This window comes from Anoxybacillus amylolyticus (genome assembly GCF_001634285.1).
Lineage (GTDB): Bacteria > Bacillota > Bacilli > Bacillales > Anoxybacillaceae > Anoxybacteroides > Anoxybacteroides amylolyticum.
Genome location: NZ_CP015438.1, coordinates 1,489,756 through 1,503,880, shown reverse-complemented (window position 1 = coordinate 1,503,880; position 14,125 = coordinate 1,489,756). Strand labels below are relative to the sequence as shown.

General features: G+C 44.3%; 15 protein-coding genes and 2 pseudogenes. All 17 read right to left on the bottom strand.

From position 1 onward, the window contains the following. Positions 1 to 125: 125 nt before the first annotated feature. Positions 126 to 719 carry a dipicolinate synthase subunit B gene (locus GFC30_RS07720; protein ID WP_066323939.1) on the bottom strand — a complete coding sequence of 198 codons (594 nt, stop codon included), beginning with the start codon at positions 717 to 719 and terminating at the stop codon, positions 126 to 128. Further along, positions 720 to 1,622, bottom strand: coding sequence for a dipicolinic acid synthetase subunit A (gene dpaA / locus GFC30_RS07715; protein ID WP_066323937.1), 903 nt, complete (start codon positions 1,620 to 1,622; stop codon positions 720 to 722). It abuts the gene before it with no gap. Positions 1,623 to 1,736: 114 nt separating this feature from the next. Beyond that, on the bottom strand, positions 1,737 to 1,976 hold the full coding sequence (locus tag GFC30_RS07710) for a YlmC/YmxH family sporulation protein (protein ID WP_066323936.1): 240 nt from the start codon (positions 1,974 to 1,976) through the stop codon (positions 1,737 to 1,739). Between the two features lie 82 nt (positions 1,977 to 2,058). After that, positions 2,059 to 3,300: a M16 family metallopeptidase gene (locus GFC30_RS07705; RefSeq protein WP_066323931.1), complete on the bottom strand. Its 1,242-nt coding sequence runs from the start codon at positions 3,298 to 3,300 to the stop codon at positions 2,059 to 2,061. A gap of 13 nt (positions 3,301 to 3,313) precedes the next feature. Then, entirely contained in the window at positions 3,314 to 4,234 is a 921-nt protein-coding gene (locus GFC30_RS07700; RefSeq protein WP_066327243.1) for a polysaccharide deacetylase family protein, read from the bottom strand. A gap of 120 nt (positions 4,235 to 4,354) precedes the next feature. Further along, complete coding sequence (gene pnp / locus GFC30_RS07695) at positions 4,355 to 6,466, bottom strand: polyribonucleotide nucleotidyltransferase (protein ID WP_066323930.1); 2,112 nt, start codon at positions 6,464 to 6,466, stop codon at positions 4,355 to 4,357. Positions 6,467 to 6,610: 144 nt separating this feature from the next. Next, the gene (rpsO, locus tag GFC30_RS07690) at positions 6,611 to 6,880 is read right to left on the bottom strand and encodes a 30S ribosomal protein S15 (protein ID WP_066323929.1); all 270 of its coding nucleotides are present in this window, start codon (positions 6,878 to 6,880) and stop codon (positions 6,611 to 6,613) included. Positions 6,881 to 6,972: 92 nt separating this feature from the next. After that, a complete protein-coding gene (gene ribF, locus GFC30_RS07685) occupies positions 6,973 to 7,956 on the bottom strand; it encodes a bifunctional riboflavin kinase/FAD synthetase (protein ID WP_066323928.1) in 984 nt (327 codons plus the stop codon). Positions 7,957 to 7,981: 25 nt separating this feature from the next. Further along, positions 7,982 to 8,890, bottom strand: a complete 909-nt coding sequence (truB, locus tag GFC30_RS07680; protein ID WP_066323926.1) for a tRNA pseudouridine(55) synthase TruB — start codon at positions 8,888 to 8,890, stop codon at positions 7,982 to 7,984. A gap of 68 nt (positions 8,891 to 8,958) precedes the next feature. Beyond that, positions 8,959 to 9,315 (bottom strand): 30S ribosome-binding factor RbfA, encoded by a 357-nt coding sequence (rbfA, locus tag GFC30_RS07675; RefSeq protein ID WP_066323924.1) that lies wholly within the window; start codon positions 9,313 to 9,315, stop codon positions 8,959 to 8,961. 17 nt (positions 9,316 to 9,332) lie between these two features. Further along, the gene (locus GFC30_RS07670) at positions 9,333 to 9,611 is read right to left on the bottom strand and encodes a DUF503 domain-containing protein (RefSeq protein WP_066323922.1); all 279 of its coding nucleotides are present in this window, start codon (positions 9,609 to 9,611) and stop codon (positions 9,333 to 9,335) included. Next, positions 9,608 to 11,380 (bottom strand): annotated as a pseudogene (gene infB, locus GFC30_RS07665) (translation initiation factor IF-2); the annotation flags it as partial. The gene GFC30_RS07670 and the pseudogene infB, both read right to left, overlap by 4 nt. A gap of 263 nt (positions 11,381 to 11,643) precedes the next feature. Further along, a pseudogene (locus GFC30_RS17780) lies at positions 11,644 to 11,794 on the bottom strand (translation initiation factor IF-2 N-terminal domain-containing protein); the annotation flags it as partial. 4 nt (positions 11,795 to 11,798) lie between these two features. Then, entirely contained in the window at positions 11,799 to 12,113 is a 315-nt protein-coding gene (locus GFC30_RS07660; protein ID WP_066323918.1) for a YlxQ family RNA-binding protein, read from the bottom strand. Continuing rightward, positions 12,103 to 12,384, bottom strand: coding sequence for an RNase P modulator RnpM (gene rnpM, locus GFC30_RS07655; RefSeq protein ID WP_066323916.1), 282 nt, complete (start codon positions 12,382 to 12,384; stop codon positions 12,103 to 12,105). Before rnpM ends, GFC30_RS07660 begins: the two co-directional genes overlap by 11 nt. 12 nt (positions 12,385 to 12,396) lie before the next feature. Next, positions 12,397 to 13,542, bottom strand: a complete 1,146-nt coding sequence (gene nusA / locus GFC30_RS07650) for a transcription termination factor NusA (RefSeq protein WP_066323914.1) — start codon at positions 13,540 to 13,542, stop codon at positions 12,397 to 12,399. A 26-nt stretch (positions 13,543 to 13,568) separates the two neighbouring features. Then, positions 13,569 to 14,042 (bottom strand): ribosome maturation factor RimP, encoded by a 474-nt coding sequence (gene rimP / locus GFC30_RS07645; RefSeq protein ID WP_066323912.1) that lies wholly within the window; start codon positions 14,040 to 14,042, stop codon positions 13,569 to 13,571. Between the last annotated feature and the right edge of the window lie 83 nt (positions 14,043 to 14,125).

Below are 14,125 nucleotides of genomic sequence, written 5' to 3'. Positions count from 1 at the left end.
TTCATTCTCCTTCCAGTTCATTGTTAACTGTATCGATTTCGATAGTTTTTATTTTAACACATTCGTCTTTAAAGGAGAGAAATTTTTTATGAAAGTGCATAAAATTTCTTTTTCGTGATTATTTATTAGTTTCGGAATGCTTCGATAATGACAGGTTGCAATTGTTTCCCTTCCATCGCCGCAACGACAGTATCACGCAACAAAGACATTTTCGCTACCATCGAATTCGGTTTTGCATAAGGGGCATCTTGCCCAAATGGGATAAAATAAATATTTTTCGCTGCCATAAGCCGCATTAAATTTACTCCGTTAAGTCCTAGTGCATCATTTGTTGAGATACCGACAACAACTGGGCGGTGGTTACGCATCGTCGCTTTCGCCGCCATTAGCACCGGCGAATCGGTCATGGCATTAGCTAGTTTGCTCATCGAATTACCTGTTAACGGGGCAATTACCATGCAGTCAAGCGGAATTTTCGGTCCGAGCGGTTCTGCTTTCACGATTGTATCAATGACTTTGTTTCCTGTGATTTCTTCTAGCTTCTTGACCCACTCTTCCCCTTCGCCAAAGCGTGTATTCGTCGTCTTGACGGTGTGCGTAATAATCGGCAATACTTCTGCCCCTTCATTCACTAACTTTTCTATTTCAGGAATGACAGCATCATACGTACAATGCGACCCTGTCAATCCGAATCCAATGCGTTTTCCTTTTACACTCATTTACGCGTTCCCCTTTCGTTTCGTCAAATCATAAAATAATAGTTGTGAAAGAACGTTGGCAATAATTTGTCCCGCTGTTTTCGGCGCTACGACTCCTGGAAGCCCTGGGGCAAGCAATGCTTTAATGCCGCGCTTTTCCGCATAGCGAAAATCGGTGCCTCCTGGCTTTGACGCCAAATCAATGATCAGCGTATGCGCCGGCATTTTTGAAATGACGCTCGCTGTTACAATCATTGTTGGGATCGTGTTAATACAAACATCGATGTCGCGCACTTCTTTTTCGAGGTCGTGAAGTGGAAACGGCTCTAACCCCATTTCCGTAATGCGGGCTAAATGTTCGCTGCGGCGTGCACCGACTTTTACTTTAGCGCCTAGCGCAGCAAACGTACGAGCGACCGTCATGCCAACGCGCCCTAACCCTAATACCGCGATGCGAGAGCCGTGGATCGTAAAGTCGGTATGTTGGATAACCATCATAATCGTTCCTTCAGCGGTCGGAATCGAGTTATAAATGGCGACATCGTCGCGTTCAAACAGCTGCACATATTTTCGATTTACTTTTTTTATTAGTTCGTCTAAATAGCTATTACTAATACCAGAGTAAATCACACAATGCTTTGGTGTTTTTAACAACAAGTCTTCCGTAATAAAAATTTTTTCGTTAGAAAAAACCGTGTCAATCTTTCCTTCTAGATTGGTTCCGTGAACGGGTAAAATAATTGCGTCGATGTCCGAAAAATCAATTTCATCGATGTACATTTTTGTTGCGCCTGTAAAATTGTGCGCTAATTGATCGAATCCGACAAGAGATAACTTCGCATCAAGTTCCGTCAGTTTGCGAATGACTTCGAGCTGCCGTGCATCCCCCCCAATAATGGCGACGTGCATACCTGTCAGCATCATGCTTCTCACCTTCTTTTATCAAACGTATTGGCACTATTCCTTCCACATCTTATGTCAATGGCGACTATTAGGTGAATGTACGTAAAAAAGCGGAGCCGGCATGCGCCAGCTCCGTTATTCCTCTGGAAAATCAATAATGACCATATCTTCCCCGATTTTTCGAATATATTTCCACGGGATGCGAATCTCGTTCCCCTCTTTGCGAAACCCAAACCATTTTCCTGTTGGGATTAGCAATGCTTGAATGTGGCCTGTTTGTTCGTTCACTTCTAAATCCGTTTGTCCTAACACACCAAGCCTCTCTGCTCGTCGGACATCCACAATTTCCTTTCCGCTTAGCTCGCTTAGCCGCACCGTCTATGCCTCCCTTTATCCCTTTACTATCATTGTAAGAGAAAACAGAAAAAAAATGCCTGCAAGTTGTTTTGCAGGCATTCTATTCATTCAACTTGCTTGGCAGCTCCCCGTCCGGGCTAATTAACGCAACAGCATAGTCTTCGCTAAAAATTCGAGCAGCAAGCTCGTTCACTTTTTCTAATGTCACGCTATTCACTTCGTCGATGATTTCATCGAGCGAGCGGTGACGACCAAGCAACAATTCGTTTTTGCCGTTGCGGCTCATGCGGCTATTCGTGCTCTCTAAGCTTAGCATCAAGTTTCCTTTCATTTGCTCTTTGCTGTTTTGCAACTCTTTTTCTGTAATGCCGTCCTCTTTCAGCTTCCGAACTGTTTCTTGAATCGTTTCAAACAACACATCTAATTGGTTGCTTCCTGTTCCTCCGTAAATCGCCAATAACCCGCCATCGCGATAGGAAGAATGGTAAGAAAAGACAGAATACGCCAATCCGCGCTGTTCCCGCACTTCTTGGAACAAGCGGCTACTCATGCTTCCCCCTAAAATGTTGTTGAGAATGATTAAACTGTAAATCTCTTCGTGCCCAACAGGAAGCCCATTAAAACCAATGCATAAATGTGCTTGCTCAGTATCTTTTTGCCGCGAAAGCTTTTGTGGGACGAAAACAGGGGAAAGGTTGTTTCCTTGTTTTTGTTTCGCTGTAAAAGAGCCGAAATAGGCCGCGATATCTTCGATGAAGCGCTCCGGCACATTGCCGGCAACCGAAATGACAACACGGTCTGGCGTATAATAGTCTGCCATGTACTCACGTAACGCGTCACCAGTAAATGTGCATAACGTTTCCTCTGTCCCTAAAATCGGAAACCCAAGTGGATGGTTAACGTAACACGCTTTGCTTAATAAATCGTGGACAATATCATCTGGCGTATCTTCATACATTTTAATTTCTTCCAATACGACGTTGCGCTCTTTTTTCAATTCGTCTTCCACGAACGTTGAGTGGAAAAACATATCCGCTAACATATCGAGCGCAAAGTGTGCGTGTTCATCAAGTACTTTTGCGTAATAGCATGTATATTCTTTCGATGTAAAGGCGTTTACTTGTCCACCAATGCTGTCAAATGCTTCGGCAATTTCACGAGCGGTGCGTGTTTTTGTTCCTTTGAAAAACATATGTTCTAAAAAATGGGAAATCCCATTGTTTTGTTCGTGCTCGTTTCGCGAGCCAGTTCCAATCCAAATACCGATTGCTACCGAGCGAACTGTCGGAATATGTTCGTGTACAATTCGTACTCCATTTTGACACGTATACTTGTTAATCAAATTCACGTTCCTCCTATTTTTTCACAATTCTTTTTTCGTCTAGCAACATAGAAACAGTTCCAATGTCATATGTTGGTTGAATGACAGTAATTAACGGATCTAACGCTTCCGCCGTCGAAGACGTTGGATGCATTAAAATCATCGCCCCAGGATGAAGTTTTGATGTTACCCGTTTCACTATAACAGATGGCGACGGTTTTTGCCAATCAATTGTATCGACACTCCACATAATCGTATACATGTGTAAATCATGCGCAATGTTTACGACATCGTCACGATAGCTGCCGCTTGGAGGGGCAAACCATTTACACGTCACCCCCGTTGTTGCCTCGATGATTTGATTCGTTTTTTGCAATTCCCGACGAATAGATGAATTATCCAATGTTTTTAAGTCTGGATGACTATAGGAATGATTCCCAATTTCGTGACCGGCATCTACAATCATTTTTGCCATTTCTGGGTGCTTTTTTACCCAACGTCCTTCAAGAAAAAATGTCGCCCGCACACGATGTTTTTTCAATGTTGCCAGCATTTTCGGAATGTATTCGTCCCCCCACGCAACGTTAATTAAAAAGGCTACCATCGGTTTTTCCGGATGACCTCGGTAAATGGGGGCTGGTGGCAAATCGTTAAGGTGAACCGCAGGAGAGACTTGTTCATATACTAATTTCCGCGCATCAAATGTGCCCTCTTTTTTCATCTTTCGATACGATGCTTCGATATTTACTTTTAAGCCGTTATAGCCAGGGAGTGCTTTCCAGACTCGGTCGATCACCGCGTTTTGCGGCGGAATCTCGTATTGTTTTGCTTTTTGTTGAATTTCTATATACAACGGATCTTTCCATTTTGACGCTTCACTGATTTTTTCGCGCAACCTTTCCGTATAGTCGTTGATTGGTGATTGGTTAATGATGCCCCATATAAATAACAACATGATGATGAGCAAGCTGTAACGAGCGATATCTCATCCCCCCTTTTTATTACAAATATGTAGTCGAGGGACAAGATAGAACCCTTTTGAAACGACAAAGAAGCCTAGGTCGTCCTAAGCTCCTTAGTTGCTTTCTTTTTCTTTTTGTTCGCGCAGCACCGCTTTTCGTGATAAGTTGACACGCCCTTGCTTATCGATTTCTGTGACTTTAACTAAAATTTCGTCACCAATTCCGACGACGTCTTCTACTTTACCAACGCGCTCTTCAGCAAGTTCCGAAATGTGCACAAGACCATCTTTGCCGCTGAACAACTCGACGAACGCACCGAATTTTTCGATTCGCTTTACTTTTCCTAGGTAAATTTGCCCAACTTCGACTTCGCGGACAATGTCTTCAATAATCTTTTTCGCTTTCTGGTTCATTTCTTCATTGACAGAAGAGATGAAAATTGTTCCGTCTTGTTCGATGTCAATTTTGACGCCGGTTTCTTCGATAATTTTATTAATTTGTTTGCCGCTTGGTCCGATGACGTCGCGGATTTTATCTGGATTAATTTGCATCGTTAAAATTTTCGGCGCATACTTCGACAGTTCTTTGCGCGGTTCGCTAATCGTTTGCATCATATGGCGCAAAATTTCCATCCGCCCTTTTTTCGCTTGCTGCAACGCCTCTTCTAAAATTTCTCGCGAAAGCCCTTTAATTTTAATATCCATCTGCAGCGCTGTGACACCTTTTTCTGTCCCTGCCACTTTAAAGTCCATGTCACCTAGGTGGTCTTCCATGCCTTGAATGTCCGTTAAAATCGTATAATGGTCTCCGCTTTTGACAAGACCCATCGCAATTCCAGCGACCGGTGCTTTAATTGGTACCCCGGCATCCATCATTGCAAGGGTGCTCGCACAAATGCTTGCTTGTGACGTCGATCCATTCGACTCTAACACTTCCGAAACAAGGCGGATTGTATATGGAAATTCTCTTTCGGACGGAATCACTGGTTCTAGTGCCCGTTCACCAAGCGCCCCGTGCCCGATTTCGCGACGTCCCGGTCCACGCATTGCCCCTGTTTCCCCAACGGAAAACGGTGGGAAGTTATAGTGGTGCATAAACCGTTTTGTTTCTTCAATGCCTAGCCCGTCCAAAATTTGCACATCACCGAGCGCCCCTAACGTACATACACTAAGCGCTTGTGTCTGTCCGCGCGTGAACAACCCAGAACCGTGCGTGCGCGGCAACAGCCCGACCGTGGATGAGAGCGGGCGAATTTCGTCAATTTTTCGACCGTCCGGACGCACTTTTTCTTCCGTAATGAGGCGGCGCACTTCTTCTTTCACGAGTTTGTATAAAATTTCGTTTACTTGTTTTAGGGTATCTTCATCGGCCTCTTGTGCTTCATATTTGGCGATGACGCTTGCTTTTACTTCGTCAATCGCTGCTTCGCGCGCCAATTTTTCTGGTACTTGCACCGCTTTTTTAATTTCAGCTTCTGCAAGGGCGCGAATTTCCCCTTCTAGTTGTGTGTCTAATTCGTATAACACCACTTCCATTTTTTCTTTGCCGACTTGTGCAGCAATTTCTTCTTGAAACGCAATGAGCCGTTTAATTTCTTCATGACCGAACATAATTGCTTCGAGCATTATTTCTTCCGGAACTTCGTCAGCCCCAGCTTCGACCATGTTAATCGCATCTTTTGTTCCAGCGACAACAAGATGAATGTCACTTTTTTCCGCTTGTTCAACCGAAGGGTTAATGACAAATTTACCGCCGACACGTCCTACCGTTACGCCAGCAATCGGCCCTTCAAACGGAATATCAGAAATCGTTAGCGCCAACGAAGAACCGAACATCGCTGCCATTTCCGGTGAACAGTCTTGATCGACGCTCATTACCATGGACACGACTTGTACTTCGTTGCGGAACCCTTCTGCAAATAACGGACGAATCGGCCGGTCGATGAGACGACTTGCTAAAATCGCTTTTTCGCTCGGACGACCTTCACGTTTAATGAATCCACCAGGGATTTTTCCGACAGCATATAAACGTTCTTCATAATTGACGGTTAATGGGAAAAAGTCCACATTTTTTGCTTCTTTCGAGGCGGTCGCTGTGCTTAAGACGACCGTATCTCCGTAGCGAACAAGCACTGCTCCGTTTGCTTGTTTCGCCATTTGCCCAATTTCCGCAACGAGCGGGCGTCCGGCCCAATCGATGGAAAATACCTGTTTTTCTTGCTCCATATAGACGAGTACTCCTCTCTATGTACAAATCGAAAATGTAAACTACTTATAGTATGAACGAATCGCTAGCCAACTATCAACTATGAATTGTACGTCTTCCTATATCGCTTATAACTAGCAAAAAAGCGGGAATGCTCCCGCTTTTTATCGACGTAATCCAAGTTTGTTAATCAATTCACGATAGCGCGTAACGTCTTTGTTACGTAGGTACGTAAGTAGGTTGCGGCGTTTCCCAACCATTTTTAACAATCCGCGACGTGAATGATGGTCTTTTTTATGAACGCGTAAATGTTCGTTCAAGTTGTTAATTTGCTCTGTAAGGATAGCAATTTGAACTTCTGGCGAACCAGTGTCCGTGTCATGGATTTTGAATTGGTTGATGATTTCGTTTTTGCGTTCTTGTGTTAATGCCATCCTCGTTCACCTCCTTAGATTATTAAACGCCAATTACCGAGCAAGCGTCGGTGACTCGACTTGCCAAGCAATGGCTATTTTGCATACAGTTATTAGCATACATCGTTCGGCGGCAAAATGCAAGGATTTTCGTTTAAATTTAGAAAATATACTTTTGCTTGTTCTTGGTCACGCTCAATTTGCTTTACTAATTGTTCAATGCTTGAAAATTTTTGTTCGCTGCGTAGCCGTTTATGCCATTCTATAGTAACCATTTGCCCATAGATATTGTCTGCAAAGTCAAAAATGTGCACTTCGATATGTGGTTGTCCTTGGCGCTCAGTATGGAACGTAGGTTTGTATCCGACGTTACATACACCGTTGTATACTTCTTTACCAACATGAATTTTCACCGCATATACGCCGAGCGATGGCAAAAGGTAATCGTCTGTTAGGGAAATGTTGGCGGTTGGAAAACCGATTGTTCGTCCGCGCTTTTCTCCGTCAATTACTGTCCCTTTAACTGTATAGAAACGACCAAGCAATGGCGGGAGTTGGTCGACATCCCCGCTTTTTAGGAGCTGACGAATGTATGTTGAACTCACTTTTTCGCCGTTTCTTGCTAGCTTCGGCACAGTCGTATGCGTAAATTGCTCGCGCGCATGAAACGGGAGCGTTTCCATCGTTCCTTTTCCGAGGCGGCCGTATGTAAAATCAAAGCCAGCAACGGCATGTTTCACGTGAAAATCAATAATATATTGATCAACAAATTGCTGGGGGAGAAGATCAGCAAACAAAGGAGTAAACTCGACGACGTATAAATAATCTACCCCTAGCTGGGCAATGAGCCGCTCTTTTTCGCGAAGTGGCGTAATAAGCTGAACGTGCGCTTCTTTCTTCCCAAGCACGACAGACGGGTGCGGGTGAAACGTCATGACGGCGCATTTATAGCCAGCTTCAGCCGCTAACTCTACCGCTGTTCGAATCACTTGTTGATGTCCGAGATGAACGCCGTCAAAATAGCCGAGCGCCATGACGGTTGGCGGAAAATCTTCTTTTTTTCGATGATGCGGATGGGTAATAAACATTGTTTCCATAGTTTCACCTTCTGTTTTTCGCCGATCACGAAAATACTTTTAATGGCTTGAATAAATGCGGTTTGGCCGGATGCTTATAGTAAAGGGCAACCGCTTTATTTTTTTCATTAACCATTAATACAGGACCTTCAAGTGATTGTAATTCCGCTGGAAGAGGTAAAATAGCACCGTTTTTTACTTTCTCTGCTACTTTATCATGCATTTGATATTTCGGCAAATGAAAAAGCGCCTTTTCGATCGGAAGTAGCAAACATTCTCCTTCTCCGCGGACGATGCGCTCTTCTATTTCGGAAAATGTAACACATTGCTCAAGCGTAAACGCCCCTGATGCGGTTCGAACTAAATGCGACATATGCGCAGGAAAGCCAAGCTGTTCGCCAATCATCACCGCTAATGTACGGACGTATGTTCCCTTGCTGCATGTCACACGAAAACGAAAGGAAATATTTTCTCCTGTAAAAACTGTTCGATCGTCCAATAACGTCAATTCGTGAATAGTCACGATCCTCGACGGACGTTCAATCGCGATGCCAGCCCGCGCGTATTCGTACAATTTTTTGCCGTGTACTTTCACTGCGGAGTACATCGGCGGTGTTTGCCGGATTTCGCCGGTTAGTTGCTGAAAAACATGCTCAATTTCCGTACGAGGAATCGCCCGATCAATCGGTTTTGTCGCAACGATTTCTCCAGAAGCGTCTTCTGTTGTTGTCGCCTTCCCTAACGTCACTTCCCCTTCGTACGTTTTGGTTGCTCCTGTTAAAAATTCCGCAATTCTTGTCGCTTTGCCAATGCAAATCGGCAATACGCCAGAAACATCTGGGTCGAGTGTGCCTGTATGACCGACTTTTTTTGTTTGAAACAAACGGCGAATCCGAAAAACACAATCGTGTGACGTCATGCCGGCTGGTTTATGTAACAATAATACCCCGTCCACTCCACTCTCCTCCTATGCTAGACGGTAATATGTAGGTAATGGAAATGGATAGACCGCACGTCTATCCATTATTCCTCTTTCGTATGTTCTTGGGAAATTTCGCGAATTAACGATTCAATGCGGTTTCCGTAATCGATTGATTCGTCAATTTCAAAATAAATTTCCGGCGTTTTGCGCAAACGGATGCGTTGACCAATTTCTGAACGAATGAACCCTGTTGCTTTTGCTAGTCCTTTTAGTGTATTTTTCTTTTGTTCTTCATCGCCGAGAACAGAAATATACACTTTCGCTTGCTGCAAATCGCCAGTAACGCGAACATCGGTGACTGTCACAAACCCGATGCGCGGGTCTTTAAGTTTGCGCCCGATAATGTCGCTTAATTCTTTTTTCATTTGTTCACCAACGCGTGTAGCTCGCAAACTCATTTTTCTCACCACCCCAATTAAAACCAATCAAATGTGGTAACCGTCCGCTCGATTTCTGGAAAAGAGTCAATCATCTCTAAAGCACGATACAGCTCTTTTTCCGTCGCTGTCCGTTCCGATGTAATGGCAACAATCCCTAGTTTCGTCCGTTGCCATACGTCTTGGTAATCGATTTCGGCTACTGATATATTATATTTTTGCTGGAGCCGTGTCATTATTCGTTGCAACACGGCTCGCTTTTCTTTTAATGATTGCGCGTTGTAAATAAGGCATTCGCATTCGACGTAGCCAATCATTTCCGCTCGATTTCCTGCATAATATACGCTTCGATAACGTCGCCTTCTTTAATGTCGTTGAAGTTTTTAATCGTCACGCCGCACTCATATCCTTGCGCGACTTCTTTCACATCGTCTTTGAACCGTTTTAATGTGTCGATTTGTCCTTCATATACGACAACCCCCTGGCGAATGAGGCGCACGCTGCTGTCGCGCGTAATTTTACCGTCAGTCACATAGCAACCGGCAATCGTGCCAACTTTCGATACTTTAAACGTTTGCCGAACTTCCGCTTGCCCGATGACTTTTTCTTCGTATTCTGGATCAAGCATCCCTTTCATCGCTGCTTCAATTTCTTCAATCACTTTGTAGATGATGCGGTGCAAACGAATGTCGACTTTTTCAGATTCTGCCACTCGTTTGGCGTTCGCATCTGGTCGAACGTTAAAGCCGATGACAATAGCATTAGAAGCAGAGGCAAGCATAATATCGTATTCCGTAATCGCACCGACGCCAGAGTGAATAATTTTGACGCGCACACCTTCAATATCGATTTTTTGTAAAGCAGCAACGAGCGCTTCGACAGAGCCTTGTACGTCCGCTTTGACGATAATGTTTAACTCTTTCATTTCGCCTTGTTTAATTTTTTCGAATAAATCATCGAGGCTGACGCGCGTTTTGACGCTGCGCTGTTCAATTAGTTGTTTTTGTGCGCGCGCTTCGCCAATTTGCCGCGCTTTTTTCTCATCTTCAAACACCATAAAACGATCCCCGGCTTGTGGTACATCGTTTAAACCTGTAATTTCGACTGGTGTAGACGGGCCTGCTTCTTTGACGCGGCGGCCGACATCGTTTGTCATCGCCCGCACACGACCATACGTGCTGCCGACGACAATCGGGTCGCCAACGTGCAGCGTCCCTGCTTGGACAAGCAATGTAGCGACAGGTCCACGCCCTTTATCAAGCTTCGCTTCAATAACCGTTCCGAGCGCCCGTCGGTGTGGATTTGCTTTTAATTCTTCCATTTCGCTGACGAGAAGGATCATTTCCAATAAGTTGTCAATGCCTTCTCCCGTTAAAGCTGATAGTTTGCAATAAATCGTATCGCCGCCCCATTCTTCTGGCACGAGATTATATTCCATTAATTCTTGCATCACACGGTCTGGGTTTGCCGTCGGTTTGTCGATTTTGTTCACTGCGACAATGATTGGCACGTTTGCTGCTTTGGCATGGTTAATCGCTTCGACCGTTTGTGGCATAACACCATCGTCAGCGGCAACAACGAGAATAACGATATCCGTTACTTGTGCTCCCCTTGCCCGCATGGTCGTAAATGCTTCATGGCCAGGGGTGTCTAGGAAAGTAATTTTCTTATTGTTGACGGTTACTTGGTAAGCACCGATATGTTGCGTAATGCCGCCCGCTTCTTGCTCGGTTACTTTCGAGTTGCGAATCGAGTCAAGAAGGGTTGTTTTTCCATGGTCGACGTGCCCCATGATCGTCACAACCGGTGGACGTTCGACTAATTCAGCTGGATCGTCAACAATTTCCATCGATTCAAAATCTGTTTCGTCGATAACGATTTTTTCTTCGACTTCTACACCGTAGTCGGTACAAATGAGTTCAATCGCATCCTTGTCTAGGTCTTGGTTAATCGTTGCCGTAATGCCGAGCATAAATAGTTTTTTAATGATTTCTGACGGCTGTTTGCCTAGTTTTTTCGCTAGTTCGGCAACCGTTAGCGAGCCTTCAAACGTTATTTTTTTCGGAAGCTCTTTTTCTTTTTTCACCTGTATTTCTTGTTGTGGTGCTTCATAGTTTCGTTTTTTGTTCTTTTTGTTTGTGAAAATTTTCTTTTCTTTTTGTTGGATTTGCAAGTCGTGTTTTTTTCCTTCCTTGTTTTTCGCCACCGCTTTTTTAATCGGCACTTTTGTTGTGATGACTTCTTCTTCATCATCAAAATCAGGAACGAGTCCTTTTGGTTTCACTGTCACATTTTGTTTTTCTTTCATTGGCAGCTTTGGCGTGCTTTTTTTTGCCGGTTCGGCTTTTTTATACGTACTATCAAGCTTTTCGATGACTTCTGGCTCAAGCGTTGCCATATGATTGGAAACTTCAATATTCATTTCTTTTAACTTATGAATGATGTCTTTACTGGAAACGTTATTTTTTTTCGCGTATTCATATACACGGATTTTAGACATAGATTCACCCCCACAATGATTCGTCGAACAACGTCATTAACGTTTGTGCAAACCCATCGTCGATGACGGCGACGACTACCCGTGCGTCTTTTCCGATCGCTTGCCCAAGCATGTAGCGGTCGGGCGCATAACGCAACGGAATTTCGTATGATGTACATTTGTCTTCGATTTTTTTGCGCGTATTGATCGATGCGTCGTCGGATAAAATCACAAGTTTCGCTCTCCCGCTGCGAATCTCTTTGACGACTAGTTCTTCGCCAGAAATGGTTTTGCGCGCTCGGGTCGCTAGTCCAAGCAACGATTTCCATTTATTTTTCATTCGATGCGTTTGTCCCCTTTTCTGCGAGTTGAAGCAGCTCGTCGTACAAATCGTCACTAATCTCTGCTTTTAAATGGTATGCCAATACTTTTTTCTTTTTCGCGAGCAAAATGCATTCTTTATCTAACGTGATGTAGGCACCACGACCCGCTTTCTTCCCTGTCGGGTCAATCGATACTTCGCCTTCTTTGGAACGAACGATGCGAATCATTTCTTTTTTCGGTTTCATTTCACCGGTTACAACACATTTTCGCATTGGAATTTTTTTCATTCCGTTCCCCCCTCACTCGATTTCTTCTGTTGGCAAATCGAATGTTAGGTTTGTGTCTTCTTTATTATTCCCTAATGGCTCAAAAGAAGCAAACAAAGTGTCCGGTTCGTAAGCAATCCCTAGTTGTTTTGCTTCCGATTCGCTTTTAATATCGATTTTCCAGTTCGTTAGCTTCGCGGCTAACCGAGCGTTTTGTCCCCGTTTTCCGATTGCTAGCGATAGCTGGTAGTCCGGCACGATAACCGTCGTTGCCCGCTCTGCTTCGTTAACAATGACGCGTAGCACTTTCGCTGGGCTTAATGCGTTTGCGACAAATTCTACAGGGTCATCCGACCAACGGACGATATCGATTTTTTCTCCTTTTAATTCATCAACGACCGCTTGCACACGCTGTCCTTTTGGTCCAACGCAAGCGCCTACTGGATCAACTTCTGGATTGTCCGAGTGGACGGAAATTTTCGAGCGGTCGCCGGCTTCGCGGGCAATCGATTTAATTTCTACTGTCCCGTCATAAATTTCTGGCACCTCTAGTTCAAACAAGCGCTTTAATAACCCCGGGTGCGTACGGGAAACAAAAATTTGCGGACCTTTTGTCGTTTTTTCCACTTTCGTAATAAACACTTTCAGCCGGTCATGCGGCTTGTATGTCTCGTTTGGCATTTGTTCGCTGACCGGAAGCAATGCCTCGACTTTGCCAAGGCTGACGTATGCATAGCGCGGGTCAACTCGTTGAACGATGCCTGTCATAATGTCTTCTTCGCGGTCAATAAACTCCGCATAAATAACGCCACGCTCTGCTTCACGCACGCGTTGGGTGACGACTTGTTTAGCCGTTTGCGCAGCAATGCGACCGAAATCTTTTGGTGTGACTTCCATCTCTACGACATCGCCTACTTGGTAGTTTGGGTTAATGAGGCGTGCTTCGTCGAGTGAAATTTCTAGGCGGGAGTCGTATACTTCTTCGACGACTTCCTTGCGGGCAAATACTCGAATGGTGCCTGTTTCAATGTTGAAATCGACGCGCACGTTTTGCGCTTGACCGAAGTTGCGTTTATATGCCGAGATAATTGCTGCTTCAATCGCTTCAACAAGCACGTCTTGGCTAATGCCTTTTTCTTTCACAAGCGTGGCTAACGCGTCTAATAGTTGCGTATTCATGAAACGAAAGTCCCCCTTTTCGAACATTAGAAAAAGATCACAGCAAGCCTTGCGCTTGCAATTTTTTCAAATGGAATGTCAATCGATTTTCGGCGTGTTTTTTGTTTGACGGTAACAGTGACCGTTTGGCCGTCAAAGTTTGTCAATTCGCCTTCGAACTCTTTTTCTCCTTCAATTGGCTCGTATGTTTTAATATATACGTTTTTCCCGACGGCTCGTTCAAAATCTTTCGCTTTCTTTAACGGGCGTTCTGCTCCTGGAGAAGATACTTCTAAAAAGTAGTTATATGGAATCGGATCAACAGCGTCTAATTTTTCGCTTAATTTTTCGCTGACAACCCCGCATTGCTCAATATCAATTCCTTCTTCTGAGTCGATGAACACTCGCAAAAACCAATTTTTCCCCTCTTTTACATACTCAATATCGACTAATTCAAGGTCCATATCGTCAAGAATGGGTACGACTAGTTCTTCGACGACTTCTGTTACCTTTTTGCCCATTTTTTCCCTCCTACACTTCGAGAAAATCATTTGCTCAAGAGCGGAAATATAGCCAATCAATGCGAAAGAGTGGGTTTCCCCAC